Origin of the sequence: Paenarthrobacter sp. DKR-5, assembly GCF_018531425.1 — a bacterium.
In the GTDB taxonomy this organism is placed as follows: domain Bacteria; phylum Actinomycetota; class Actinomycetes; order Actinomycetales; family Micrococcaceae; genus DKR-5.
The window spans coordinates 39,886-65,631 of record NZ_JAHBOI010000009.1; the positions used below are offsets into that span (position 1 = coordinate 39,886).

Annotated in this window: 26 protein-coding genes; 14 read left to right on the plus strand and 12 right to left on the minus strand. The window is 68.9% G+C overall.

Annotated elements, in window-relative coordinates; all coding sequences use genetic code 11:
* Window positions 1–69: 69 nt before the first annotated feature.
* Window positions 70–720 carry a DUF1345 domain-containing protein gene (locus KIH31_RS16700; protein WP_250546145.1) on the plus strand — a complete coding sequence of 217 codons (651 nt, stop codon included), beginning with the start codon at window positions 70–72 and terminating at the stop codon, window positions 718–720.
* 35 nt (window positions 721–755) lie between these two features.
* Here the strand turns inward: KIH31_RS16700 and KIH31_RS16705 are convergent, their stop codons facing one another.
* The 3 genes from KIH31_RS16705 to KIH31_RS16715 form a co-directional block, all read right to left on the minus strand.
* Window positions 756–1,595 (minus strand): ABC transporter permease, encoded by an 840-nt coding sequence (locus tag KIH31_RS16705; RefSeq protein WP_214428273.1) that lies wholly within the window; start codon window positions 1,593–1,595, stop codon window positions 756–758.
* A complete protein-coding gene (locus KIH31_RS16710; RefSeq protein ID WP_214428274.1) occupies window positions 1,592–2,530 on the minus strand; it encodes an ABC transporter ATP-binding protein in 939 nt (312 codons plus the stop codon). Before KIH31_RS16710 ends, KIH31_RS16705 begins: the two co-directional genes overlap by 4 nt.
* 127 nt (window positions 2,531–2,657) lie before the next feature.
* Window positions 2,658–4,154 carry a bifunctional phosphatase PAP2/diacylglycerol kinase family protein gene (locus KIH31_RS16715; RefSeq protein ID WP_214428275.1) on the minus strand — a complete coding sequence of 499 codons (1,497 nt, stop codon included), beginning with the start codon at window positions 4,152–4,154 and terminating at the stop codon, window positions 2,658–2,660.
* A 41-nt stretch (window positions 4,155–4,195) separates the two neighbouring features.
* Between KIH31_RS16715 and KIH31_RS16720 the strand changes: the two genes are divergently transcribed.
* A complete protein-coding gene (locus KIH31_RS16720) occupies window positions 4,196–4,873 on the plus strand; it encodes a phosphatase PAP2 family protein (protein ID WP_214428276.1) in 678 nt (225 codons plus the stop codon).
* Here KIH31_RS16720 and KIH31_RS16725 read toward each other — a convergent pair.
* Entirely contained in the window at window positions 4,815–6,005 is a 1,191-nt protein-coding gene (locus KIH31_RS16725) for an MFS transporter (RefSeq protein ID WP_214428277.1), read from the minus strand. The two genes, KIH31_RS16720 and KIH31_RS16725, sit on opposite strands and share 59 nt — an antisense overlap.
* Window positions 6,002–6,760 carry a DeoR/GlpR family DNA-binding transcription regulator gene (locus KIH31_RS16730; protein WP_214428278.1) on the minus strand — a complete coding sequence of 253 codons (759 nt, stop codon included), beginning with the start codon at window positions 6,758–6,760 and terminating at the stop codon, window positions 6,002–6,004. Before KIH31_RS16730 ends, KIH31_RS16725 begins: the two co-directional genes overlap by 4 nt.
* 197 nt (window positions 6,761–6,957) lie before the next feature.
* Here KIH31_RS16730 and KIH31_RS16735 point away from each other — a divergent pair, with 197 nt between their 5' ends.
* Window positions 6,958–7,173, plus strand: a complete 216-nt coding sequence (locus KIH31_RS16735) for a hypothetical protein (RefSeq protein WP_214428279.1) — start codon at window positions 6,958–6,960, stop codon at window positions 7,171–7,173.
* 49 nt (window positions 7,174–7,222) lie between these two features.
* On the opposite strand, the gene KIH31_RS16740 is transcribed toward KIH31_RS16735, so the two are convergent.
* Window positions 7,223–8,905: an ABC-F family ATP-binding cassette domain-containing protein gene (locus KIH31_RS16740; RefSeq protein WP_214428280.1), complete on the minus strand. Its 1,683-nt coding sequence runs from the start codon at window positions 8,903–8,905 to the stop codon at window positions 7,223–7,225.
* An 87-nt stretch (window positions 8,906–8,992) separates the two neighbouring features.
* Between KIH31_RS16740 and KIH31_RS16745 the strand changes: the two genes are divergently transcribed.
* From KIH31_RS16745 to KIH31_RS16770, 6 genes are all read left to right on the plus strand, one after another.
* Window positions 8,993–9,703 (plus strand): FadR/GntR family transcriptional regulator, encoded by a 711-nt coding sequence (locus tag KIH31_RS16745; protein WP_214428281.1) that lies wholly within the window; start codon window positions 8,993–8,995, stop codon window positions 9,701–9,703.
* Complete coding sequence (locus KIH31_RS16750; protein ID WP_214428282.1) at window positions 9,696–10,673, plus strand: asparaginase; 978 nt, start codon at window positions 9,696–9,698, stop codon at window positions 10,671–10,673. Before KIH31_RS16745 ends, KIH31_RS16750 begins: the two co-directional genes overlap by 8 nt.
* A gap of 9 nt (window positions 10,674–10,682) precedes the next feature.
* On the plus strand, window positions 10,683–12,098 hold the full coding sequence (locus KIH31_RS16755; RefSeq protein ID WP_214428283.1) for an aspartate ammonia-lyase: 1,416 nt from the start codon (window positions 10,683–10,685) through the stop codon (window positions 12,096–12,098).
* A 91-nt stretch (window positions 12,099–12,189) separates the two neighbouring features.
* Window positions 12,190–13,710 carry an amino acid permease gene (locus tag KIH31_RS16760; protein ID WP_214428284.1) on the plus strand — a complete coding sequence of 507 codons (1,521 nt, stop codon included), beginning with the start codon at window positions 12,190–12,192 and terminating at the stop codon, window positions 13,708–13,710.
* Between the two features lie 85 nt (window positions 13,711–13,795).
* Window positions 13,796–14,662 carry a prephenate dehydratase gene (locus tag KIH31_RS16765; RefSeq protein ID WP_214428285.1) on the plus strand — a complete coding sequence of 289 codons (867 nt, stop codon included), beginning with the start codon at window positions 13,796–13,798 and terminating at the stop codon, window positions 14,660–14,662.
* Window positions 14,659–15,636 carry an aldo/keto reductase family oxidoreductase gene (locus tag KIH31_RS16770; RefSeq protein WP_250546146.1) on the plus strand — a complete coding sequence of 326 codons (978 nt, stop codon included), beginning with the start codon at window positions 14,659–14,661 and terminating at the stop codon, window positions 15,634–15,636. Before KIH31_RS16765 ends, KIH31_RS16770 begins: the two co-directional genes overlap by 4 nt.
* Before the next feature lie 38 nt (window positions 15,637–15,674).
* Here KIH31_RS16770 and KIH31_RS16775 read toward each other — a convergent pair whose 3' ends face one another.
* Window positions 15,675–16,235 (minus strand): TetR/AcrR family transcriptional regulator, encoded by a 561-nt coding sequence (locus tag KIH31_RS16775; protein WP_214428286.1) that lies wholly within the window; start codon window positions 16,233–16,235, stop codon window positions 15,675–15,677.
* Between the two features lie 83 nt (window positions 16,236–16,318).
* Here KIH31_RS16775 and KIH31_RS16780 point away from each other — a divergent pair, with 83 nt between their 5' ends.
* Entirely contained in the window at window positions 16,319–17,509 is a 1,191-nt protein-coding gene (locus KIH31_RS16780; protein ID WP_214428287.1) for an MFS transporter, read from the plus strand.
* A gap of 28 nt (window positions 17,510–17,537) precedes the next feature.
* Complete coding sequence (locus KIH31_RS16785; protein ID WP_214428288.1) at window positions 17,538–18,398, plus strand: 3-hydroxyacyl-CoA dehydrogenase family protein; 861 nt, start codon at window positions 17,538–17,540, stop codon at window positions 18,396–18,398.
* Here KIH31_RS16785 and KIH31_RS16790 read toward each other — a convergent pair.
* Genes KIH31_RS16790 through KIH31_RS16800 form a run of 3 tightly spaced genes read right to left on the minus strand, consistent with a single transcriptional unit; the run spans window position 18,395 to window position 21,019 of the window.
* Window positions 18,395–19,603, minus strand: coding sequence for an acetyl-CoA acetyltransferase (locus KIH31_RS16790; RefSeq protein WP_214428289.1), 1,209 nt, complete (start codon window positions 19,601–19,603; stop codon window positions 18,395–18,397). The genes KIH31_RS16785 and KIH31_RS16790 overlap by 4 nt on opposite strands.
* Window positions 19,600–20,256: a CoA transferase subunit B gene (locus KIH31_RS16795; RefSeq protein WP_214428290.1), complete on the minus strand. Its 657-nt coding sequence runs from the start codon at window positions 20,254–20,256 to the stop codon at window positions 19,600–19,602. Before KIH31_RS16795 ends, KIH31_RS16790 begins: the two co-directional genes overlap by 4 nt.
* A gap of 46 nt (window positions 20,257–20,302) precedes the next feature.
* Window positions 20,303–21,019: a CoA transferase subunit A gene (locus tag KIH31_RS16800; RefSeq protein WP_214428291.1), complete on the minus strand. Its 717-nt coding sequence runs from the start codon at window positions 21,017–21,019 to the stop codon at window positions 20,303–20,305.
* A gap of 291 nt (window positions 21,020–21,310) precedes the next feature.
* Between KIH31_RS16800 and KIH31_RS16805 the strand changes: the two genes are divergently transcribed.
* From KIH31_RS16805 to KIH31_RS16815, 3 genes are all read left to right on the plus strand, one after another.
* Window positions 21,311–21,931 carry a TetR/AcrR family transcriptional regulator gene (locus KIH31_RS16805; protein ID WP_214428292.1) on the plus strand — a complete coding sequence of 207 codons (621 nt, stop codon included), beginning with the start codon at window positions 21,311–21,313 and terminating at the stop codon, window positions 21,929–21,931.
* Window positions 21,932–22,152: 221 nt separating this feature from the next.
* The gene (locus tag KIH31_RS16810; RefSeq protein WP_214428293.1) at window positions 22,153–23,499 is read left to right on the plus strand and encodes an MFS transporter; all 1,347 of its coding nucleotides are present in this window, start codon (window positions 22,153–22,155) and stop codon (window positions 23,497–23,499) included.
* A 209-nt stretch (window positions 23,500–23,708) separates the two neighbouring features.
* Window positions 23,709–24,182: a PRC-barrel domain-containing protein gene (locus KIH31_RS16815; RefSeq protein WP_214428294.1), complete on the plus strand. Its 474-nt coding sequence runs from the start codon at window positions 23,709–23,711 to the stop codon at window positions 24,180–24,182.
* A gap of 198 nt (window positions 24,183–24,380) precedes the next feature.
* Here KIH31_RS16815 and KIH31_RS16820 read toward each other — a convergent pair whose 3' ends face one another.
* Both KIH31_RS16820 and KIH31_RS16825 read right to left on the minus strand, forming a co-directional pair.
* On the minus strand, window positions 24,381–24,986 hold the full coding sequence (locus tag KIH31_RS16820; RefSeq protein ID WP_214428295.1) for an NAD(P)H-dependent oxidoreductase: 606 nt from the start codon (window positions 24,984–24,986) through the stop codon (window positions 24,381–24,383).
* Entirely contained in the window at window positions 24,986–25,666 is a 681-nt protein-coding gene (locus KIH31_RS16825; protein ID WP_214428296.1) for an NADPH-dependent F420 reductase, read from the minus strand. The genes KIH31_RS16820 and KIH31_RS16825 overlap by 1 nt, the downstream gene beginning before the upstream one ends.
* Between the last annotated feature and the right edge of the window lie 80 nt (window positions 25,667–25,746).

Consider the following 25,746-nt stretch of genomic DNA (forward strand, 5'->3'; position numbering starts at 1 on the left):
CCGCGGCGCGGGAGGTCGCCACGACTGGCCGTTCGCGGGAGCGTGCGGGGCGGATGGGATGATCGGGCCATGACTTCGGAAAGCAAACGCGCGCGGCACGGCAAGCTCCGGTTCGCCATCATGCTGCTGGCGGGTCTCACGGCCGCAGCGGGGACGGGGCTGCTGGGCAACTGGATCCACGCGGCCGCCGTCGGCTGGGGAACCGCCGCCCTGGTGTACGACGTCTGGGTGTGGAGCGTGATCTCCCGGATGGACCCTGCCGAAACCCGCCGGCACGCCACGGCCGAGGACCCGTCCGCGAGCACCCGCGACATCCTCCTGCTGGTGGCCAATGTGGGCTCTCTCGCCGCCGTCGGGCTCGTGCTCGTGGAGTCCGGCAACACCCAGGGCGCCGGCAAGGCATGGCTGGCGCTGCTGGCGATCGGCACCGTCGCGGTCTCCTGGCTCCTGGTGCACACCCTGTACACGCTGCGCTACGCCAGCCAGTACTACGGGGGCGCCGAGCCGGGCGGGATCGACTTCAACCAGCCCGAGCCGCCCACCTACCTGGACATCGCCTACATGGCGTTCAGCCTCGGCATGACCTACCAGGTCTCGGACACGGGCATCCAGACCAGCGCCATCCGCGCCACCGCCTTCAGGCACAGCCTGCTCGCGTTCATCTTCGGCATCGTCATCCTCGCCACCTCGATCAACCTGGTGGTCGGCCTGGCCCAGTAGTCCGGACGGCAGTAGCCCGGACGGCGGCTGCGGGCCTAGACGTCCCGTCGCTTGAGCAGGGCCGCCGCGGCCGCCAGCAGCGCCACGGTCCAGGCGGCGAGCACCAGGCCGCCCTGCCACGGTTCGAGCTGGTCTGCCAGCGTGGTGTGCTGCAGCAGCCTGCTCCCGGCGCCGCTGGGGCTGTATTTGTTCAGCGTCTTCACGACGTCGCCCGGGATGATCTGCAGGGCGATCGGAGCGACGAAGAAGAGGCCCACCAGGCTCATGATGCCGCCGGCCGAGTTGCGCGTGATGGCCCCCAGCGCCATGCCCATCAGGGCGACCGCCGCCACGTACACCCCCGAGAGCAGGATGCCCTGCAGCACTCCGGCCTGGTCGAGCGAGAGGGTCTGGCTGTACTGGGCAAGGATCGGTTTCGCCACGAGGTAGGAGAGGAGGGCGGACGCCGTCGCCACGACATAGGCCACCGCGGTGAGGACCACCGCCTTGGCCACGAACGCCGGAAGCCGGGTGGGGACGGCCGCGAAGGTTGAGCGGATCATGCCGGTGCTGAACTCCGAGGCGATGGTCAGCACCCCGAGCGAGCCGATGATCAGCTGGGCGAGGCCGACCCCGCTGGTAGGAATGCTGGTGAGCAGGTCAGGCTGGCTGAGGGCCGCCCCGGCCCGGGGATTGACGGCGGCGTCGCGCAAGGCCTGTCCGATTCCCCAACCGCTGAGCGCGGACAGTCCCACCATCACCAGCACGGTGCCCGCCAGCAGGATCAGGGTCGAGCGAAGGGTGCGGAACTTGATCCATTCCGAGTTGAGGACGCGGTGGAAGGCCAGGCCGGGGCCGACGGTGCGGTGGGCGCGGTTGGCAGCTGCGGTGCTCACGGTGCGGCGTCTTCTGCCGGGGCCCCGGCGGTCAACAGGGAGTGGTATTCGACGTCGTCCTTGGTCAGCTCCATGTAGGCCTCCTCAAGCGAGGCCTGGAGCGGGGTGAGTTCGTAGAGCAGCAGGCCGTGTTCCAGCGCGACGGCGGCAATCTGCTTCGGGCCCAGGCCTGAGACCACGAGCGTCTCCCGTTCGGGGATTTCCACCGAGACCCCGTCCCGGGCGAGCAGGCGCTGGAGGTCGGAGACCCGCTCGGTGCGGATCCGGGTCCGGGCGGCGCCGTTGCCGTTGATGATGTCGGCGATCGGCGCATCCGCGAGGATCCGGCCGCGGCCGATCACGATGAGGTGATCCGCTGTCTGCGCCATTTCGCTCATCAGGTGGGAGGAGAGGAAGACGGTGCGGCCCTCGGCGGCCAGGTACTTGACCAGGTTGCGCACCCAGACGACTCCCTCCGGGTCCAGGCCGTTGACCGGTTCATCCAGGATCACGGTGTGCGGATCCCCGAGGAGCGCGCCGGCGATGCCGAGCCGCTGGCCCATGCCCAGGGAGAATCCGCCGACGCGTTTGCGGGCGACGTCGGCCAGGCCGGTCATCTCGATCACCTGCCGTACCCGCGATGTCGGGATGGAGTGCGTTGCGGCCATGGCCCGCAGGTGGTTGTAGGCGGTGCGGCCGGTGTGCACGGCTTTGGCGTCGAGCAGGGCTCCGACCTCCCGCAGCGGCGCTTTGTGCCGGGCATAGGCCCGGCCGTTGACGGTCACGGTGCCGCCGCTGGGCCGGTCCAGGCCCAGGACCATGCGCATGGTGGTGGACTTCCCGGCACCGTTCGGGCCCAGGAATCCGGTCACAACTCCCGGCTTCACGGTGAAGGTGACACCGTCGACGGCGTGCTTGTCGCCGTAGGTCTTGGCAAGCTGTACTGCCTCAATCATCGGATGGTCCTTCGGGGTTGCGGAGCAGCGGCTACATCCTCCACGCTACGGCCGGGCGGCGTGCCGAGGGAGTACCTGCGGGATGGTTCTTGCCGGCTCCCCCGTCGCCGCCGGGGGCTGCCCGCGTTCAGCCGTTGGTCGCCGAGTACACCCGCAGTGCGCCGGGGCGCACGCCGAACCTGGCACTGCGCACTCCGGCGACCACCTCGCCGTCGACCGCCAGGGAGAGCGGCCCGTCCACCGATTCCACCTGGAGGCTGGTGGCGGTGCGAAGGTGGGTGACGCTGGAGGTCTGCGTGGTGCCTGTCAGCACGGCCCAGAGCAGGCGCACGCGGGCAAAGCGCTCCTCCGCCTCGAGCACCCGGATGTCCAGCAGGCCGTCGTCGAGCTTGGGCCGCACCAGGGGCGCAAGGTCCTCCGGGTAGTAGCGGCCGCGGCCCACGTACAGGATCCAGATCCGGGTGCGGACCCCGTCCAGCAGCACCGGGAAGGGCCTGGCTACGGCGAAGGTGCGCAGTCCCGCCAGCACCCCGGCCAGCGGCTTGCCAAGCTCCGGCTGCAGCAGCTCGCGGCGGCGCACCAGGTTGGGGTAGATGCCGATGCTCGCCGTGTTGAGCATGAACAGGTCCTGCTGCTCCTCCGAGCCTTTGCCCCCGCGTTCGATGCTCACGACGCCGCAGTCACTGACGACCGCCTGCCCGGAGCGGGCGGCCTCGGCCACGGATACCACGTCCCGGACGAGGGCGTCGCGGAGGAAGTGGTTCAGCGTCCCGCCGGGAAACGCCAGCAGCGGCAGCCCCCTCTCGCAGGCGACCGCGGCGGCCGACCCGACCGACCCGTCGCCGCCCCAGACCCCCAGCGCCGCAGCGCCCTCATCCGCGGCCCGTTCGAGCTCCGCGCGCAGGTCGTCCCCTCTGCCGATTTCCACGAGGCGGGCCTGCGGAAACGCCGTCTGCACCGCCGTCCGTGTGTCGTCGTCGTAGGAACCGCCGAGGGTATTCAGCGCCACGACGAGTCCCTCCCCCGCGCCGAGCGGGTGCACCTGCTCACGGGTCGGGGAGGGTTCCGGCGCGGCATCGCGGGCAGGCCACCAGCGCCGGGTGAGCGCCGCGGCACCCAGCCCGATCGCGGACCCGAGCACGACGTCGGAGGGCCAGTGCGCACCGGTGTGCACTCTCGAATAGGCGACGCCGACTGCCAGCGGAGCAGCGGCCGCGCCGAGCGGCCTGCTCACCATCCCCATCCCGGTGGCGAACGCGACGGCCGAGGCCGAATGGCCCGACGGCAGTGAGGAACTGGTCGGCTGCGGATTGACGAAGCGGAAATGCGGCAGATGCACCGGCAGCGGCCGCCGGCGGGGCAGCGCGGACTTGAAGATCAGGTTGGTGGCGGCCGAGGCAACCCCGAGGGCGAGCAGGCCGTGCACGGCGGCGCGGCGCGGACGGCCGGGGACGAAGGCCAGGACGCCGGCGATGCCGAACCACAGCTTGCCGTGCGTGGCCGCATTGGAGAGGTGCCGGAAGCCGGCGTCCCACGGTCCGTGCGGCACCTCGGCCAGGGCGGCCACCATCGCCTTGTCCCAGCTGGAGACCCGGGCCAGCGGCCGCCTGAGGTGTCTGCGCATTTGCTCAGCCTACGTCCTCCCACGCCCGTTACCATGGGCTCATGGCACAGCTGCTGGCTCCGCGCCGCTACCGCCGCGGGCCCCTGCGCGCGTGGTCGGCCGTTTCGCTGGCAGCCTTCACGGTGCTGGGAGCGCTGGTCATGCTGGACCGGCGCCATCCCGTGTTCCAGCCGCTCGATCTTGCCTGGTCCGGCCTGGTCTCAGCCTTCCGGTCCGGGTGGCTCACGGACGCCAACTATGTGCTGAACTGGCTGGGTCTGTGGGGCATGTGGCTCTTCCACGCCGCGTTCTTCGCGGCTTTGTGGCTCGGCGGCCGGCGGGCGTCCGCCGCCTACACGGCCGTCACCGGCGTAACGGCTCTGGTCGCCACTGACGGCGTGAAGATACTGGTGGACCGCCAGCGGCCCGAGGACCGGCTCGTGAGCGTGACGACCAATTCATTCCCTTCCGGGCATGTTTCCGCCACGTGCGTCGCGCTGGTAGCCGCGGCCTTCGTCGTGGGCCACGCCTGGGCCTGGGCCGCGGCGGGCGCGGGAACCGTCCTGATGATGTACAGCCGGACCTATCTGGGCGTGCACTGGTTCAGCGACGTGGTGGCCGGGGCACTGCTCGGCCTTGGCATCGCAGCTGCCTTTTGGCTCCCGTTCCAGCTTCGATGCGTCAGTCGGAATGCACCGCCGGTTCGGGCACCGGGAGCGGCCGGGCCGCCGGAATCGTGACCAGCGAGGCCACGATCACCACCCCCACCGCCAGCAGCGCGTTCCGCACTCCGACATGGTCCCCGATGAAGCCAAGCACGGGCGGCCCGGCGAGGAAAGCCGTGTAGCCGATGGTCGAGACCACCGACACCCGCGCGGCCGCCCGCGCAGGATCATCCGCCGCGGCGGACATCCCCACGGGGAACCCCAGCGCCGCCCCGGCGCCCCAGAGGACGGCCCCGACAGCGGCGAGCCAGACGTTGGGCACGAGCACGAACGCCACCAGCCCGGCCAGGGCCGCGCCGAGGCTGGCCCGCAGCACCAGCACGCGCCCGTACCGATCGATGAAGCGGGCGCCCACGAACCGGAAAGCCGTCATCGAGGCGACGAACACCGCAAACATCAGCGCCCCGACGGCCTGCGTCGCGTGCAGGCCGTCGACCGTGGCCTTCGCGAGCCAGTCGTTGGCTGCCCCTTCGGTGAGCGCGGCCCCCAGCACCACCAGTCCGATCAGCAGCGTGCGGCCCTCACGCCACGCCGTCGCACCACGCGGCTGGGGCGAGCCTGCGGCCGGGGCATGCGGCCGGTCGGGAAGGAAGTAGCGCGGAGCGACCAGTACGAGCACCACCACGATCCCCGCGATCGCCAGCAGGTGGACGGGCAGGCCGACGTCGAGCTTCGCCAAACCGGCCCCGATCATCGCCCCGACGAACGCTCCGCCGCTGAACCCGGCGTGGAACTGCGGCATCACGGTCCGGCGCAGACGCCGTTCCACCTCTGCGCCTTCCAGGTTCTGCGACACGTCCCAGAGGCCGACGCCGGCCCCGAACAGGAACAGTCCGGCGGCGACCCCTGGCACGGAAACGGCCAGCAGCGACAGCGCGATGCTCACTCCCCCCACGGCGGCGAGCAGTCCCCCCGCCCGCACCGCGTGGGCGGTTCCGATCCTGGCCACCACGGTGCCGGAGAGGGGCAGCGAGATCAGGGAGCCGACCGCCGTCACCAGCAGCAGGGCCCCCATCTCGCCCGAGCTCAGGCCGAGGGTGGCGGTGACGGCCGGGATGCGGGCTGCCCAGCTGGCAAAGACCATGCCGTTGAGGCCGAAGATGAGGAAGGTGGCGCGGGCGGCGGCACGCGGGTTGACGGCGGTCATGCCTGGATTACCTCCACGGAATGGTGGGTGAAAAAGTCGGCTTCCTCGTCGGTGAGGAGATGGTCGGTGATGAGCAGATCGATCGAGTCCGCGGCCGCGACGACGGCGAGCGTCGTCCTGTTCCACTTGGCGGCGTCGCACAGCAGGATGGTTCGGCCGCTGGACTGCATGGCCGCCCGCTTGATCGCGGCGTCACCCAAATCGTAGGCCGTCGCACCGTCTTGCAGTGAGAAGCCGCAGGGCGAGAGGACTGCGGTGTCGAACCGAAGGGAGCGGATGGTGGCCTCCGCGAGCGGTCCGGCGATTGCTCCCTCGCCGGCGCGCGGCTGGCCTCCCGGCAGGATCAGGTCCACGGCGTCGGAGCCTCCGAGTTCCGCGATCGCCTGCAGCGACAGCGGCATCACGGTCAGCGGGCGGGTGGCGAGGATCCTGGCCAGCTCCACGGCGGTGGTGCCGCTGTCCAGCACGAGGCTCTCCCGGTCCCGGAGCGCGGCCGTGGCCGCTGCCGCGATGCGCACCTTCGCCTCCCGGTGTTCGAGCGCGCGCTGCCCGTAGCCGGGCTCCTCCCCCCGCAGCAGAAGGCTCCGCGCGCCGCCGTGCGTGCGCCGGAGCACGCCTTGGCCGGCGAGCACTTCAAGGTCGCGCCGAATGGTGGCACCCGACGCGCCGCAGACGGTTTCGAGCTCAGCGACGGAGACGGTCTCCTGATGGCGGAGAAGCTCGGCGATCAAACGGTGTCGGTCGGCGGTATGCACCACCAAAAACTATCATCACCTGATCATTTGCTCATTAGACATGAGCAATTCGGACCTCGGCGGCGCAACATCAGCGTGAAACATTAATGTCCGGTCACGATCCGGAAGGAATGGTTGCGCTGACGCAAGGATTTGCAGGTGAATGGTTGAAGGGGACGGACACCCGTTCCCGGTGAACCAGTTCCGAGGAGGTCCCCATGGGAAATGACCCTTTCGTTCCGCTCGAATGGCTCTTCTGGTCGGCTGCAATCATTAGCGCCGCCGTCGCACTACTGCGGGCAGAATCACTGGCCAGCAATACGGGCGCCGGAGTCCGCAACCGCGGCATCGGCCAGATGGTCCTGTGGCTGATCTGCGCGGCTGTGGCGCTGACGGGATTCATCCTCGCCGTCGTGTCCATGCACACCGGCTGAACGTCCCGCCTCAGGGTCATGTCAGCGGGCGCGGCGGGCACGTTTGAGGTCAGCGGGCGCGGCGGACCCGCTCCTCGTCCCAGACGGGCTGTGCCGACTCGTACACGGTTCCGTCCGCCCCGAAGACCAGGAACCGGTCGAACCGGCGCGCGAACCAGCGGTCGTGCGTGACCGCGATGACGGTCCCCTCGAAGGCATCGATGGCGCGCTCCAGCGCCTCCGCCGAGTGCAGGTCGAGGTTGTCGGTTGGCTCGTCGAGGAGCAGCAGCGTCGCCCCGGAGAGCTCCAGCAGCAGGATCTGCATCCGCGCCTGCTGGCCGCCGGAAAGCGAGTCGTAGAGCTGTTCGGCGGCCCCGGCCAGGCCGTAGCGGTCCAGCGCCTTGGCGGCAGGCTCGCGGCTCAGACCGGACCGGTGCTCGTCCCCCCGGTGCAGGATGTCGAGCAGCGTGCGCCCGGCAAGGTCCGGTCGCGAGTGCGTCTGCGCGAAGAATCCGGGCCGGATCCGCGCGCCGAGCTTCACGCTGCCTTCATGCGGGACCGGCGCCAGCACGACGTCGGAGACAGGCAGGTGCTCCCGGTCCGGGTCCGTGCCGCCGCCGGCGAGGAGCCGCAGGAAGTGGCTCTTCCCCGAACCGTTCGAGCCCAGCACGGCCACCCGGTCCCCGAACCAGAGTTCGGCATCGAAGGGTTTCATCAGCCCCGTCAGTTCCAACTGCTCGGCGACGACGGCCCGCTTGCCGGTGCGGCCGCCGGACAGCCTCATCGTCACATGCTGCTGCACCGGGATGGCCTCGGGTGGCCCGTCCTGTTCGAACCGGGCCAGCCTGGTCTGAGCGGCCTGGTAGCGCGACGCCACGCCGTCGTTGAACTTTGCCTTTTCGCGCAGCCGCTGCACGAGCTCCTTGAGCTTGACGTGCTCCTCGTCCCAGCGCCGGCGAAGCTCCTCGAACCGGGCGTTGCGGTCCTCCCGGGCCTGCGGGTAGCTGGCAAACCCTGAGCCGTGCACCCATGCGGAGGCGCCGGAGGCACCGGGTTCCAGCGTCACGATGCGGGTCGCCGCCGTCGCCAACAGCTCCCGGTCATGGCTGACGAAGAGCACCGACTTGGGCGAGGAGGCCAGCTTGGCCTCGAGCCAGCGCTTGCCCGGAACATCGAGATAGTTGTCCGGCTCGTCCAGCAGCAGCACCTCGTCCGGACCGGCGAACAGCGCCTCCAGCACGAGGCGCTTCTGTTCCCCGCCGCTCAGCGTGGCGACGCGGCGGTACTGCGCCCGGTGGAAGTCGACGCCGAGAGCCGCCATCGTTACTTCGTCCCATCCGGTTTCCAGCTCGTAGCCGCCCGCGTCGCCCCAGTCCGCGAGCGCCTGGGCGTAGGCGATCTGCACTTTCTCCAGATCGCTGTCCATCATGGCCAGTTCGGCCTCGTCCACTGCCCGGCCCGCCTCCCTCAGCGCCAGCGGAGCGACGCCGAGCAGCAGGTCCCGGACGGTGGTGTCATCCCGGATCTGTCCGATGAACTGGCGCATCACCCCCACGTGCCCGGAGGTCGCAATGTTGCCTTCCTCGGCGTCGACATCCCCGGCGATGATCCGCAGCAGCGTTGTCTTGCCGGTGCCGTTGGGGCCGATCAGTGCGGTCTTGGCCCCGTCGGCGACGCGGAAGGACACGCCGTTGAGCAGCTGGCGCCCGTCGGAGAGGAAGTAGTCGATGTTCGCGACGTCGATATGGCCCATCGGTCCAGTGTGCCAGCAAAGGTGCCGCAGCTGAACGGGCTCCGGGCGCCGTTGACAGAGTGCTGTGACGCCTGTCATAGTCAACGGGTGAACTTGTCAGACAGCTGGACAGCTGGACACGGCCCGATTGTGCGCGTGAGCGCCGCGGAGACAGTCTTCAAAGCACTGCGGGAGGCCATCGAGGAGGGCAAGATCAGCGTCGGCACGGGGCTGGATTCCGAAGCGGTCCTCGCCCGGCAGTTTGGCGTGAGCCGCTCCGTGATCCGCGAGGCGCTGCGCTCCTGCAACGCCCTGGGCCTCACCGAAACCCGTACCGGCCGCGGAACCTTCGTCATTTCAAACACCGTCGCCCGGGACCTTGTCCTGGGGCGGTACTCGGCGCGCGACCTGATCGAGGCCCGGCCGCACATCGAGGTCCCGGCCGCCGGTCGCGCCGCGCAGCGCCGGACCGACAGCGATCTGGAAGCCCTGCGCGGGATCGTAGAGGCCATGGTCGAAGAGGATGACCCCGAGGCGTGGGTCAGCCTGGACGCGGCCTTCCACGCCGCCGTCGCCGGAGCCAGCGGGAACGGTGTCTTTGCCGGCGTGGTCGCTGAACTCCGGGACGCGATGGCGAACCAGTCCGAAACGCTGAACCTGGTGGCGGACCGGCGGGAGAAGTCCAACCGGGAGCACGCACGCATCCTTGCCGCCATCGAACAAGGCTCCTACGAGGAGGCCGCCCACGCCATGGAGATGCACCTGCGGGAAGTGGAAAGCGCGCTCGGCAGCATCATCGGAGAGGACAACAATGACTGATCAGCATTACGTTCCGGGACACGTGCCGGTGGCACGCATGATCCGCGGAGACCTGGTGGAAAGCGTCCACTACGGTTCGGTGGCTGCGGTCGACGCCGCAGGGCGGGTGACGCTCGCCGTCGGGGCCCCCCAGGAACTGTTCTACCCGCGTTCGGCCCTCAAACCGCTGCAGGCCGTGGCGATGGTCCGCTCCGGGCTGGAACTGGAACCGGAGCTGCTCGCGCTCGCCGCGGCCAGCCACTCCGGTTCGGAAGCGCACCGGACCGGCGCGGCCAAGATCCTCGCCCGATACGGCCTGGATGTCTCGGTCCTGGCCAACATTCCCGACCTGCCCTACGGCGAGGCGGAGCGCGAGGAGTACCTGCGGGAGGGCAACGGCCCGGACCGGCTGGCGCAGAACTGCTCCGGCAAGCACGCGGCGATGACCGCCACCTGCCTCATCAACGGCTGGCCGGTGGAGGGCTATCTCGACCCCGGGCATCCGCTGCAGCAGGCCGTGCTCGCCACGGTCCAGGACCTCAGCGGCGAGATCGTCACCTGCAGCAGCACCGACGGGTGCGGCACTCCCGTCTATGCGCTCACGCTGCCGGCCATTGCCCGGGCCTACGGCCGCATCGCATCCTCCCCATCCTCCTCGCCGGAAGGGGCTGTCGCAGCGGCGATGTCCTCCTTCCCCGGACAAATAGCCGGTGAGGGCCGGGACGTGACGGCCCTGATGCGCCTGCTGCCGGGTGCCGTAGCCAAGGACGGCTTCGAAGGCGTCCAGCTGGTCGGGCTGCCGGACGGCCGCGCGGTTGCCGTGAAGATTTCCGACGGCGGGGACCGGGCCCGGATGCCCGTCACCGTGCGGGCCCTGCAGCTGGCCGGGGTGGACACGTCCGGTTTGGACGAACTGGCCAGCCGTCCCGTCCTCGGCGGGGGCAGGCCCGTGGGCCGCCTCAGTGCCACCGATTTCACCAACGACCTTTAGGAGACGTCCGTGACGGACACAGCCCTTCGTTCGGAAACGCGTTCCGAACACGACCTGCTCGGCGACCGGGACGTCCCGGCGGACGCATACTGGGGTATCCACACCCTGCGGGCGGTGGAGAACTTCCCGATCACCGGGCATCCGCTCTCCACCAACCGCAACCTTGTGAAGGGCCTGGCTGCCGTGAAGCTCGCGGCGGCCCGCGCCAACCAGGAGCTCGGGCTGCTGGACCGCGGGCGCGGTGCGGCCATCGAGCAGGCCTGCCGTGAGATCCTCGACGGCGGCCTGCACGAGCACTTCGTCGTCGACGTCATCCAGGGCGGCGCCGGCACGTCGTCGAACATGAACGCCAACGAGGTGATCGCCAACCGGGCGCTGGAAATCCTCGGCCGCGCCAAGGGCGACTACGCCGCGCTGCATCCCAACGACCATGTGAACCTCAGCCAGTCCACCAACGACGTGTACCCCACGGCAGTCAACGTCGCCACCATCTGGGCGGTGCAGGAACTGCTGGGCGCCATGGAGGTGCTGATCGGAAGCTTCTCGGCCAAGGCTGCCGAATTCCGCGCCGTGGTAAAGATGGGCCGGACCCAGCTGCAGGACGCCGTGCCGATGACGCTGGGCCAGGAGTTCGGGTCCTATGCGGTCACCATGGGCGAGGACCGCGACCGGCTGGCCGAAGCGGTGCAGCTGGTGCACGAGATCAACCTGGGGGCGACCGCCATCGGCACCGGCCTCAACGCGGCTCCCGGCTATGCGGACGCAGCCTGCCGCCAGCTGGCGGAAGTCACCGGACTGCCCGTCGTCACATCGGTGGACCTGATCGAGGCCACGCAGGACGTCGGAGCCTTCGTCCACCTCTCGGGTGTGCTCAAGCGGGTCGCGGTGAAGCTCTCGAAGATCTGCAACGACCTGCGCCTGCTCTCCTCCGGTCCCCGCGCCGGTCTCAACGAGATCAACCTGCCCGCCGTGCAGTCCGGCTCGTCGATCATGCCGGGCAAAGTGAACCCTGTCATTCCCGAGGTTGTCAGCCAGGTGGCCTATGAGGTGATCGGCAACGACGTCACCATCACGATGGCGGCCGAAAGCGGCCAGCTGCAGCTGAACGCGTTCGAACCGATCATCGTGCACAGCCTCGACAAGAGCATCTCCCACCTGCGCACCGCGTGCCTGACCCTCAGCGAACGCTGCGTGGACGGCATCACCGCCAACACCGAACGGCTGCGAATCTCCGTGGAGCAGTCCATCGGGCTGGTCACGGCACTGAACCCGCACATCGGGTACGCCGCCGCCACTGCCATCGCCCAGGAAGCGCTGCAGAGCGGCCGCGGCGTCGCCGAACTCGTGCTCGAGCACGGCCTGCTCAGTGCGGGCCAGCTGGAGCAGTTCCTGCTGCCCGAGCGGCTGGCCAACCTCACCAAGTAACCCGACTCTTCCCAACCGCACCAACCCTCACCAACCCTCACGAGCCATCTTGCAGGGCACGACGTCGTGCCCTGCCCTCGAAAGGACCTCCATGAGTACTCCCACGCCCGAAACGCCCTCCACGGCCGCCGTCCGCGGCGCCGCGCTGCACGCGGAGGAGCACGGCTACCACAAGGGACTCAAGCCCCGGCAGATCCAGATGATCGCCATCGGCGGGGCCATCGGCACCGGACTGTTCATGGGCGCCGGCGGCCGCCTTGCCGGAGCCGGACCGGCCCTGGTGATCACCTACGCCATCTGCGGATTCTTCGCCTTCCTCATCCTGCGGGCGCTGGGCGAACTGGTGCTGCACCGGCCGTCCTCCGGCTCCTTCGTCTCCTACGCCCGCGAATTCTTCGGCGAGAAGGCCGCCTTCGCCACCGGTTGGCTGTACTGGCTCAACTGGGCCATGACGGCCATCGTGGACGTCACGGCGGTGGCGCTGTACATGCACTTCTTCGCCAAATACTGGTCCCCCGTCGGGGCGGTGCCCCAGTGGGTCTTCGCCCTCGGCGCCCTGCTGCTGGTGCTCGGGCTGAACCTCGTGTCGGTGAAGGTGTTCGGGGAGATGGAGTTCTGGTTCGCCCTGATCAAAGTGCTCGCCCTCGTCGCCTTCCTCGCCGTCGGCCTGTACTTCGTAATCTTCGGCACGCCCCTGCCCGGGCACGAAACCGGGTTCAGCCTGATCAGCGACCACGGCGGCGTGTTCCCCAACGGGCTGCTGCCGGCCATCGTAGTGATCCAGGGCGTGGTGTTCGCCTATGCCTCCATCGAGCTGATCGGCACGGCCGCGGGTGAGACCAAGAGCCCGGAGAAGATCATGCCCAAGGCGATCAATACGGTGGTGCTGCGGATCGCGGTCTTCTACGTCGGCTCCCTGGTGCTGCTGTCCCTGCTGCTGCCCTACACCGCGTACAAGAGCGGCGAGAGCCCGTTCGTGACCTTCTTCGGCTCGATCGGCATCCCGGGCATCGACTCGGCGATGAACCTCGTGGTGCTGACCGCCGCCCTGTCCTCGCTCAACGCCGGCCTCTACTCCACCGGCCGGATCCTGCGCTCGATGTCGCTCTCCGGCTCGGCGCCGAGGTTCGCGGCACGCATGAACAAGGCAGGCGTGCCCTACGGCGGCATTGCGCTGACCGCCCTGGTCGCGCTTCTGGGCGTCGGCCTGAACGCCGTGGTCCCCTCGCAGGCGTTCGAGATCGTGCTGAACATCGCCTCGGTCGGCATCATCGCGGCCTGGGGCATGATCATGCTCTGCCAGATGCGCCTGGCGTCGTGGGCCCGCAAGGGCCTGCTGACCCGGCCCTCGTTCCGGCTCTTCGGCGCCCCCTACACCGGGTGGCTGACCCTGGCCTTCCTCGCCGCGGTCCTGGTGCTGATGGCCATGGACTCCCCGGTGGGCACCTGGACTGTCGCCTCGCTGGTCCTGGTCATCCCGATGCTCATCGGCGGCTGGTACCTCTCCCGCGACAGGATCCTGGCCATCGCGCAGGAGCGCGAAGGGTTCACCGGGCCCTACCCGGTGGTGGCGAACCGTCCGGCGTCCGAGTTGGTGGACGAGCTGAACTGAACCCCGGTCCGTTTCCGGCGGCCCGAAGTGACCGCTGTCCGGTCCCGGCTAACATCGCCGGGGCCGGACGTGAAAACATTTGCCCATGGTTGAAAAGATCGCGTATCAGGGCGAGCCGGGCGCCAACTCCCACATCGCGTGCACCGAGATGTACCCGGAGCTGGAAGCGGTGCCGTGCGCCAGCTTCGAGGACGCCTTCGAGCTGGTCACGAGCGGCGAGGCCGCACTGGCCATGATCCCGATCGAGAACACGATCGCCGGGCGCGTGGCGGACATCCACGCACTGCTGCCCGCCACCACGTTGCAGATCGTCGGCGAGCACTTCCTGCGCATCCGGTTCGACCTGCTCGGCATCCCCGGCGCCACCGTGGAGCAGGCCAAGGAGGTGCACAGCCACATCCACGCCCTCGGACAGTGCCGCAGGCTGATCCGCCGGCTCGGCCTCAAGCCCGTCATCGCCGGGGACACGGCCGGCTCCGCGCGGGAGGTGAGCGAATGGAACGATCCGACGAAGGTCTCCCTCGCCCCGCCGCTGGCCGCCTCGATGTACGGCTTGGACGTGCTCGCCTCCGACGTGGAGGATGACCCGACCAACACCACCCGGTTCGTCGTGCTGGCCGATCAGCGCCCCATCCCCAACCGGGTGGAACTGCCCGGGCCGGCGGTCACCAGCTTCATGTTCCGGGTGCGCAACGTCCCTTCGGCGCTGTACAAGGCCCTGGGCGGGTTCGCCACCAACGGGGTGAACATGACCCGGCTGGAGAGCTACATGGTGGGCGGGGAGTTTGCCGCGACGATGTTCATGGTCGACGTCGAAGGCCACCCGGATGACACGCCCCTGCGCCTCGCGCTGGAGGAACTGGCGTTCTTCACCACCGAAGTGCGGATCCTCGGGGTCTACGCCGCCAGCCCCTACCGGCTCGAGCAGGCCGGCCGGAAGGACGAGGCATGAGCGCCGCCGCGGAGTCCTACGGTCCCGGCGGCGGCAGCCGGCTGATTTTCGGCTGCATGGGACTGGGCGGCGCCTGGAACACCGATCCGGTGAGCAAGGCCGACGTCGCCGCCGCACACCAGGCAGTGGATGCCGCCCTGGAAGCCGGCATCCGGCTCTTCGACCACGCGGACATCTACCGGCACGGCAAGGCCGAGGCCGTGTTCGGCACGGTGCTGAAGGAACGGCCCGGCCTGCGCGAGAGCATCGCGATCCAGACCAAGTGCGGCATCCGGCTCGGCGAACCCGGCATCCCGGGACACTACGACCTGGACAAGGCGACCATCCTCGCCCGGGTTGACGAGAGCCTGCGGCGGCTGGGCACCGAGCAGGTCGAGGTCCTGCTGCTGCACCGCCCTGATCCGCTGCTCGAACCCGACGAGGTCGCCGCTGCCTTCGCGGAACTGAGGGCTGCCGGGAAGGTGCGCTCCTTCGGCGTCTCCAACATGTCCGGGGAGCAGATGCGCCTGCTCCAGGGCTCCCTGGACGAGCCGCTGGTGGCGAACCAGCTGGAAATGAGCCTGGCCCGGCTGGACTGGCTCGAATCCGGCGTGCTGGTCAACCATCCCGACGGCCGCGGCGTCAGCTTCCCGCACGGCACGCTCGAATACTGCCGGGAGAACGGCGTGGAACTGCAGGCGTGGGGAGCCCTGGCGCAGGGCGTCTTCTCGGGCACGGCGTCCGCCGCCTCGTCCTCGGACGAACTCGCGACCGCGGACCTGGTCACGCAGCTGGCGGAGGCCCGGTCGACGTCGCCCGAGGCGATCGTTCTCGGCTGGCTGATGAAGCACCCTGCCCGGATCCGTCCGGTCATCGGTACCACGAACCCGGAACGCATCCGGGCCTGCGCCGGCGCCGAGGAGCAGGCCGCGCTGATGAGCCGGACCGACTGGTACGGCCTCTGGAGCTCGGTCCGCGGACGCCCGCTCCCCTGACACTTCCCGTGCAGGCCGCTGCCCCTGCGGCCGCGGGGTCAGTGCCTGCCGGCGCTCAGGACGGCGGCGATCCTTCCCCGCACGTCGAGTTCCTCGGCGGATTCGTTGTTGAAAAGGATCCGGTAAATCACCGGGGCGACGACGACGTCGATGATGTCGCGCGCCTCCGGCGGCACCTCTCCGCGCTCGAGAGCGAGCCGCCGGATTTCGTCCACATGGCCGCGCATGAGCCCGAAGTAGTCGCGGGTGACGTCCCCGTCGGCAATCATGTCGCGGAGCACCTGACGCCCCAGCGGGGAGGAAAAATCCTCCACGTAGGGCACGAACCAGGCCAGCATGTCACCGGCGAGAGAGCCGGTATCTTCGACCTGCTCCGGCAGCGAGCGGTTGGAGGCGACGGCGGCGAGCAGCCGCTGCAGATCCCCCCAGCGGCGGTAAATCGTCGACGAATTCACGCCGGCCCGCTCGGCCACCAGCGGGATCGAAAGCGACGCACGGTCCCCCGTGTGCTCCTCGAGCAGCTCCCGGACAGCCGCATACACCGCCTGCTGCACCCGCGCGCTGCGTCCGCCCGGCCGGGGCGTCCCTGTAACGGTCATCACATCATGCTAACGCAAATGTTCCGCTTTAAGTGATAATCTACTAAATGCATAAATTATGCTTTAACGAGTTGGGACAACACTTGAAAAACCATGGCTCCGCGTTCTGGCTGCACGCGGCGATCCTGATCACCTTCATCGGGGCATCCTCCGCCCCGTCGCCGCTGTACGAGTACTACGCCCGCGAATGGGGCCTCGGCTCCCTCGCCGTCACCATGGTGTTCGCGGTCTACGCGGTGGCCGTCCTGCTCACCCTGCTGGTGGTCGGCTCGCTGGCAGACCACTTCGGCACACGGCCGGTCCTGCTGGCAGCGATCCTGCTCCAGGTGGCGGCCATGATGGTCTTCGCCTTCGCCCCCGGGGCCGCGGTCCTGGCCGGAGCCCGGGCACTCCAGGGCGTCGCGACCGGCGCCGCCATGGGCGCGGCAGGCTCGGCCCTGCTCGCCTTCGAAGGTCCGCGGACCGGCCGCGGCTCGCTCGTCAACAGCGCCGCCTCGCCCGTCGGCCTCTCGACCGGTGCGCTCGGTTCAGCGGCCCTGGTTGGCTATCTTCCGGAGCCCACCAAGGGCGTCTACTTCTGCATCGCCGTCCTGCTCCTGGTGTTCGGCACCGGGCTGTTCTTCATCCCCAGCGCCGGAGCGAAGACCCCGGGATGGCTGCACTCCCTGCTGCCCAAGGCATCCATCCCTGCCGCTGCCCGGCGGACCATGGTTGTCACCATGCCCGTCGCCGCTGCCACGTGGGCCCTGGCAGGGTTCTACCTCTCGCTCGGCCCCGGCCTGGCCCACTCGATCACCGGAAACGGATCCGTCCTGGTCGGGGGCCTCGCCCTGTTCACGCTCTTCGTCCCTGGCGCGGCCGCCATTCTGGTCGTCCGCCGCTGGTCCGACCGCAATACCCTGATGGCCGGCGTCGTTTGCCTCATGGCGGGCATCACCATCACGGTGCTCGCCGTGCAACTCGCCTCCGCTCCGCTGTATTTCGTTGGGACCGGCGTCGCCGGCCTCGGCTTCGGCAGCGGCTACTACGGCGCCATGCGGATGACCCTGCCGCTGTGCAGGCCGAACGAACGCGGCGCGATGCTCTCGAGCATCTACGTCATCTGCTACCTCGGGTTCAGCGTTCCCGCTGTGGCCGCCGGGTTGCTGCTCAATGTTGCGGGCATGCAGGGAACAACCCTGGTCTACGGCTCAGCCCTCGTGCTGGCCTCCGTGCCCGCACTCTTCTCCGTCTGCCGGCGCGGCCGGTCCCCCTTGACGGCCGTCCAGGCCTGAACGTCCCCGCACCACGAAAGGAACCACCATGTGGTACACCCTGCCCGCCGAGATCGGCACCAGGCCCATTACCGTCATCGGCGGCGGAACGCTCGGCCGGCGCATCGCCCTGATGCTCTCGCTGCGCGGGGCCGAGATCCGCATCTTCGACACGAACCTCGACGTCGCCCGTGCGGCGGTGGAGTTCATCGAACAGGAACGCCCCGCCGTCGCCGCTTCGTTTGACGGCGCCCCGGCGGGTGAGCTGACCACGTCCGACGACCTGGCCGCGGCCCTCCGCGGAGCCTGGCTCGTCGTCGAGGCCGTCCCCGAGAAGCTGGAGCTGAAGAAGAAGATCTTCGCCGACCTGGACCGCCTGGCCGAACCGGATGCCATCCTGGCCAGCAACTCCTCCTCGTTCGCCACCGCCGAGTTCATGGACGGCGTCAACAGCCCGGAGCGGGTGCTGAACATGCACTTCTACATGCCCCCGGCCGCACGCTCCGTGGAGCTCATGTCCAGCACCAGCACCGACCCGCGCATCTTCGACCTGCTCACGGCGGAGCTTCCGCGCTATGCGCTCGTTCCGCATCTGGTCCGCGAGCAGAGCACCGGCTTCATCTTCAACCGCATCTGGGCCGCCATCAAGCGCGAGTCCCTCGCCGTCGTCGCCGAAGGCGTGGCCGAGCCGGAGGACATCGACGCCCTGTTCGCCGACCTGTTCAAGGCCGACGCGGCCCCGTTCCGCTTCATGGACCAGGTCGGCCTGGACGTGGTGCTCGACATCGAGAACCACTACTCCGAACTCGAGGGCCGGCCCAACAAGGTCGCCCCGCTGCTGCAGGAGTACATCGACAAGGGCTGGCTGGGCGTCAAGAGCGGCCGCGGCTTCTACAACGACTACGCCTAGACCGCTTCAAGCACGCTCACGTAGTTGGCGATGCCGACGCCGCCCATGTTCTGCACCGCGGCGCGGCGCGGCGCCGCCAGCTGCATGTCCCCGGCCGTTCCGGTCAGCTGCATGGCCGCGAGGACGTGCTGCGAGACGCCGGTCGCGCCGACGGGGTGCCCCTTCGCCTTCAGACCGCCGGACACGTTGACCGGCAGCCTGCCGTCCTTGTAGACCCAGCCCTCCTCGAGGGCGAGGGCGCCCTGCCCGGCAGGGGCGAGGCCCATCGCCTCGTACATGAGCAGTTCGGCGATGGTGAAGCAGTCGTGCACTTCGGCGAAGTCCAGGTCTTCCACCCCGACGCCGGCCATCGCCAGCGCCCGCTGCCAGGAGACACGCGTTGCGGCGAACTCGACCGGGTCGCGGCGGGATGCCGGCAGGAAGTCGTTCGCATGGCCGAAACCGGCCAGCCGGACCGCCTCGGTCGCCGCCCCCGCCGAGGGGCCGGAGCTGATGATCACCGCGGCGGCGCCGTCGGACACCGGCGAGCAGTCGGTGCGGCGCAGCGGGTCGGCCACCATCGGGTTCTTGTCGGAAACGGTGCGGCAGAACTCCTCGCCGAGGTTCTTGCGCAACTGGGCATAGGGATTGTCGACGCCGTTGCGGTGGTTCTTCGCGGCAATCGACCCGAGCACGTCCCCGAGGGTTGCGAAGCTTCCCAGCCGCGCGCCGTAGCGCTTGTCGTAGTGCTTGGCGACCTCGGCGAACAGCCCGGTGAAGCCTGTGCTCGACGGCTTGCCCGCCATCTCGTAGTCGGCGCCGAGCAGCGCGGCGCCGACGACGTCGGGCGTGGCGTGCGTCATCTTTTCGGCACCGATGACCAGCACGTTGCGCGCCGTTCCGGCCAGCACCGCCTTGACGCCCTGCTGGAATGCGGCCGAGCCGGAGGCGCAGGCGTTCTCCGTGCGGGTGGCGGGCACGTTGGCGAGTTCATCCGAGACCTGCAGCGCCAGCGAGGACGGGAAGCCGAGCGGCATCATGCCGGAGTTGAACTGGCCCAGGTACACCTCGTCAATCTGCGAGGCTTCCAGGCCGGCGTTGCGGATGGCGTCCGTGGCCACCTGCACGATCAGTGACTCGAGGGTCTCGTCGGTGAGCTTGCCGAAGCGGCTGTGGCCCCAGCCGGTCAGGAGGATGTCCTTGCCGAATGCTTCGCGCAGGCTCACCGTGCGGCACCTTCCAGCTCCGGGGCGACGGTGAAGCCGGGTTCGGTCTTGGCGCGGATTTCCTCCACCGTGACGCCCGGAGCGAGCTGGGTGAGGACCAGGCCGGCGTCCGTGACATCGAAGACAGCGAGATCGGTGATGATTCGGTTCACGACCTTGACGCCGGTGAGCGGCAGGGTGCAGCCGGAGACGATCTTCGGCGTGCCGTCCTTCGCCACGTGCTCGGTGAGCACCACCACGCGGGGCGTCCCGGCGACCAGGTCCATCGCACCGCCCATGCCCTTGACCATCTTGCCGGGGATCGTCCAGTTGGCGAGGTCGCCGTCGCCGGAGACCTGCATGGCGCCCAGGATGGCCACCTTCACCTTGCCCCCGCGGATCATGCCGAAGGACGTGGCGGAGTCAAAGATGCTGGCGCCGGGCAGTACCGTGACGGTCTGCTTTCCGGCGTTGATCAGGTCCGCGTCTTCGTCTCCCTCGTAGGGGAAGGGGCCCATCCCGAGGAGCCCGTTTTCGCTCTGCAGCACCAGACGGACCCCTTCGGGCAGATTGTTTGCCACCAGGGTCGGAATACCGATCCCCAGGTTCACGTAATCGCCGTCGCTGAGCTCCGTTGCTGCGATGGCGGCCATTTCATCCCGGCTCCAGGCCATGGTTGTTCTCCCTTGAATCAGAAAATTGGTGGTTGCGGACGGCGCGCTAGACGGCTGCCGGAGCGAGGCGGGGGCGGACGGTGCGCTGCTCGATGTCCTTGGTCCGGGCGGTGGCCTGGACGAGGCGGTGCACGAAGACGCCGGGCGTGACGACGTGGTCCGGGTGGATCGCTCCCGGCTCGACAATGACCTCCGCCTCGGCAATGGTGACGATTCCCGCAGACGCGACCACCGGGTTGAAGTTGCGGGCGGTGTAGCGGTACACAAGGTTGCCGTCCGTGTCTGCGGTGTGCGCGTGCACGAGCGCGACGTCGGCGACGATGGCGCGCTCCTGGACGTACGTCACGCCGTCGAAGTCAGCGTGCGGCTTGCCCTCCGCGACGAGGGTTCCGACCCCGGTCTTGGTGTAGAACGCGGGGATGCCGGAGCCGCCGGCCCGCAGGCGCTCGGCCAGGGTGCCCTGCGGAGTGAACTCGACCTCGAGCTGGCCGGCGAGGAACTGCTCGGCGAACAGCTTGTTCTCACCAACGTAGGAGGCGATGACCTTGCGCACCTGACCGGCTTCGATCAGCAGGCCCAGCCCCTTGCCGTCGATGCCCATGTTGTTGGAGACGACCGTCAGGTCTTTGACGCCGGAGTCCCGCACGGCCTCGATCAGGTCCGCCGGGATGCCGCTGAGGCCGAAGCCGCCTACCGCGAGCGTGATCCCGTCGCGCAGGGCGTCCTGCAGGGCCGCTCCGGAACTTGATTGCACCTTGGACATGGGCTTGTCTCCTCGTCGAGATAGGGGCAGGACGGCCGCGTTGAGGACGTCGGCCGGGGCGACCACTTTGTGGACGCAGGCATTGTTGAGGAGCGTAACGGCCGTCACAGAAGGGTGTCAATTCCGGGAAACCGCTCGCTTCGAGCTCTGTTTACACTGTGAACAGGGGACTCTCCGGTGTCCACAATATGGAGCCCAACTTCAGTTTCGAACCTACGGCGCCTTTCGTCCCGCCCTCCTGCGGATCGGCGGGGAGCCCCAGTAGACAGACTTGTCTTGTATGATGGACAGATGACCGCCGCGCCCGCCGAATCCCCCGCTCCAGTGCCGGGCGCGCCCTCCGGAAGCGCCCGTGAGCGGATCCTCGAGACGGCCTTCGCGCTTTTCTACGCCCGGGGGCTGCGCGCCGTGGGCATTGACACCATCATCGCTGAATCCGGGGTCGCGAAGGCGACGTTCTATAAGTACTTTCCCTCCAAGGACGACCTGATCCTCACCTACCTCGACAAGGTCGACGGCGTCTGGACCGGGCAGCTGCACGCAGCGGCCGCGTCGGCGGGAGAGGATCCGGCGGACCAGCTGGTCGGCCTCTTCGATGCCCTTTACAGCTCCTGCCAGCGCGAGGGATACCGGGGCTGCGCCTTCATCAACGCGGCGGCCGAGTCCGCCCCGGGCACTGCCATCCACACAAGGACCGTCGCGCACAAGCAGGCGGTGCTGGCCTGGCTGGAAACCCTGGCCGCGCGCGCCGGAGCGGCCCAGCCCGGCCAGCTTGCCCGCAGCTTGTCCTTGCTGCTGGACGGCGGGCTCGCCAGCGGAGCCCTCGACGCGGATCCGGCCGCAGCCGAGGCTGCGCGCGCCACGGCCGCGCTGCTGGTGCAGCAGAGCACCCGCCGGCCCTCCGCCGGCTGAGGCCCGCCCCCTCCACCCGGCACCCTCCACCGCCCCGCGCAACAGCGCCGGGCCGCTTCACCCGCAGCTCCCGCCTGCCCCGTACCGGAGATCTTGTGGTCTCCGCCCGGGCAATGTATTGTACGTCACAACCGCTAAACGAACGGATGTTCACCATACGAACATCGACGTTCGATCCATCCCGTTATCCCCTACCGTCTTTCGATGTGGAAGGACCCGCAATGTCTGATCTCTCCTCCTCCGTGGCCACCCCGGAGACAGAGTCTCCGGAAGCAGCTGCCCGGCGTCTTCGCCGAGCCAAGAAGGCCGCTCTGGCCGGCTTCCTGGGCGGCGCCCTCGAGTACTACGACTTCTTCGTTTACGCCACGGCCGCGTCCCTGATCTTCTCGAAGATCTTCTTCCCGTCGGGAGACCCCACCGTGGCATTGCTCTCCTCGTTCGCCACCCTGGGAGTCGCCTACGTCGCCCGGCCTTTCGGCGCCGTGATCTTTGGCCACCTCGGCGACAAGATCGGGCGTAAGAACACCCTGGTGCTCACGCTCGTCCTGATGGGCAGCGCCACGTTCCTCATCGGCATCCTCCCCGACTTCAAGTCCGCCGGCTACCTCGCCCCCGGCCTGCTCGTCCTGCTGCGCCTGATGCAGGGCCTCTCGGCCGGCGCAGAGACCGCAGGCGCTTCCGCCCTGACGATGGAGGAGGCCCCGGCGGGACGCCGCGGATTCTTCGCCAGCTTTGCAATGAGCGGCATCTCGGCGGGCATCGTGCTGGCCTCGCTCGCGTTCCTGCCGGTCGCGGCGATGAGCGAAGCGGACCGTCTCAGCTGGGGCTGGCGCATCCCGTTCTGGCTCTCCATCATCGTGCTGATCGTGGCCTACCTGGTGCGCCGGTCGCTCGAGGAGCCCGAGATTTTCGAGGAGAAGCAGGAAAAGGGTGACCTGGTCAAGCTTCCCTTCGTCAAGATGTTCAGGACCCACCCGGCCCAGTTCTTCCAGGTCGCGCTGATGTCCTTCGAGACCGTGACGAACACCTTCATGCAGTCCTTCGGCCTGGCCTATGCCGTTTCGGTCGGCGTGGACGCCACCACCATGCTGTGGGTGAGCGTCCTCGGCAACGTGATCGCCGTCGTCTCGCAGCCGGCCCTCGCCCGTCTCTCCGACATTTGGGGACGCCGCAAGGTCTTCGCCGGCGGCGTCATCGGCTCCGGCCTGATGATCTTCATCTACTTCTCGGTGATCTCCACCGGCAACATCGCCATGATCTTCGTGGTCAGCACCCTCATCACGGCCGGCACCTACGCGGCATCGAACTCGGTCTACCCGGCGTGGTTCGCCGAGCTCTTCAATGTCCGGGTCCGTTACTCCGGCATGGCGATCGGCCTGCAGGTCGGCATCCTCTGCGCGGGCTTCACCCCGCTGCTCGGCGCCGCGCTCGTGGGTTCGGTGAAGGCCAACTGGGGACCGGCCGCCTGGATCGTGGCCGCATCCTCCATCCTGGCGCTGGCCGGCGCGCTGTGGGCCCGCGAAACCAACAAGACGCCGCTGCGCGAGCTCGGCAACCACGTGCACTAAGCGCGATGGTGCGGCGGCCGCGGGCCGCCACTCCCGGGCCGCGGGGCGGTGCTTCGGCGCCGCCCGGCGGCCCACCGCTTTGTCCGTGCGCGAGCGGTGGAGCGTGCCCGGGTCTTGCCAACGGAGCAACCACCGTGCCCATGATGGAGGAGGCCCCTCACCGGGGAGGCTGGAACGGCAGACCGCACGATCCAAGGAGAGCATCGGCCATGATCGCCAAAGAACACCTCAACGACCTGCTCATGCACCCGGGCAATGTGATCGGCTCCGACGGCGAGAAAATCGGCGGCATCGCGCAGATCTACCTCGACGACGGCACCGACCAGCCGAGCTGGGTGACCGTCAGCACCGGTCTGTTCGGCTCGCACGAGACCTTCATCCCGCTGGCGGGCGCCAGGACCGAGGGCAGCGACATCATCGTGCAGTACAGCAAGGACCAGATCAAGGACGCGCCGCGGGTGGACCCGGGCGGCCACCTTGAGCCCGAGGAGGAGGACAAACTCTTCCGGCACTACCAGCCCGACGGTGGCCAGCTGACCTATTCGGACACCGTCCGGTCCGAGACCGGTGAGGTTCCCGCCGGCTCACCGGAGGCGGGGCGCCCGAGGCTGCGTCCGTACGACCGCACCGGCACGGAGGGCAGCGCCGAGGGTTTCGAGGAACCCCGCGAACCGCTCGGGTGAGCCTGGTTCAGCTCACCCGCTCCATGGGGTGACCGCAGAAGCAGACGGGAGCGCTGTCCGGGGACTGCGCTCCCGCGGCCGCCTTGACGACAATGATCTCGCACCCGCAGGCCGGGTCCGGACACCGGTACACCTCTCCTGTGTGGCGCGACACGGCTCACCTGCTCTCCACGCGACCGCCGGCCGGACCGGTGGTTCCTAAGCGACCGTTACCGGCTCTTCAGAACGAGAATAGCCCTCGGCGCCAGCCGTGAGCAGGGCCCGGTAGCGCTGCGCATGCTCAAGCAGTCCGTCGTCGCCTATCCCCCGCGCCCCGTGAAGCACAAGCGGCTCGGCCAGGTCCAGGCCGCACAGGTGCGCGGTTGCCTCCAGGGGGCGCAGCAGTTCCGCCATGGTGAACCTGTTGTGGCCCTCCCGGCCGTAGCTCGCCGCCGGCCCGCCGGTCGAAGTGACCAGCTGCAGCCGCTTGCCGCGCAGCGCATCCCCTCCGGACCCGTAGGCGAAGCCATAGGTGAGCACGCTGTCCATCCACTCCTTGAGTACTCCCGGAACGGAGTACCAATGCCACGGGAACTGCCACACGAGGGTCTCATGCCGGCGCAGGAGCTGCTGCTCCCGGGCGACGTCGATCCTCCGGTCGGGATATGCGGCCGAGAGATCGTGGACCGTAACGCCGGGCAGTCCCCCGGCCACCTCGGTCAGCCGCGCTGTGATGCGCGAGCGGGAAAGGTCAGGATGGGCGACGAGGACGAGCGTACGGCGGTCCGGAGCGCCGGCGCCCCCAGCCGCGGGATCTGACGCCACTAGCGGGCGATCTTGAAGTTGAACGCGGGCGTGCCGAGAGCGCCCCACAGGCGCAGCCAGATGGGCAGGAGCATTTCGGAGCCGCGGGCGGTGGTGATGTCACCGAGGTCAATGACATCGGTGTGGCCGAGGCTGCCGAGCAGCTCGGTGACGGCACGCTTGGCGTCGGCGTCGTTCCCCGAGACGAAAACCGAGTGGTCGCCGTCGGCCACACTTCCGGGATCCACCATCAGATGGGCGTTCATGGTGTTGAGAGTCTTGACGACCTTGACAGCGGGAAAAGCGCGCTGGATCTGCTCGCCGAGGCTGTCGCTGTTCACCGGGTTCAGCGACGGCGGCATACCCTGCGAGAAGTCCAGGGGGTTGGCGATGTCCACGAGGATCTTGCCGTCGAGGTTCGCCGCACCGGCTGCTTCCAGGGCCGCAAGGGACCCGGCTCCGCTGGTCGCGTTGATGACCAGCTCGGACTGCGCCGCCGCGTCGGCGTAGGACGCCAGGGCGACCGCGGCGTGCCCGGCCTGCCACTGAGCGAACGGAGGGTTGCCCATGCCGTCCGCTTCGGTGCGGGCCACGGTGGACTCGGGATCCCGGGTGCCAACGACGACGTCGTGCCCGCGCTCCGCCAGCGCGCCAGCGACGGTGCGGCCCACGGTGCCGGTGCCCAGAACTGCGATTTTCATGATGGTCTTCTTTCCAGGAATAGGGTAGACAGATTTGTCTAGTTGAATGATGCGAGCCTAGCAGACAGCTTTGTCTACCC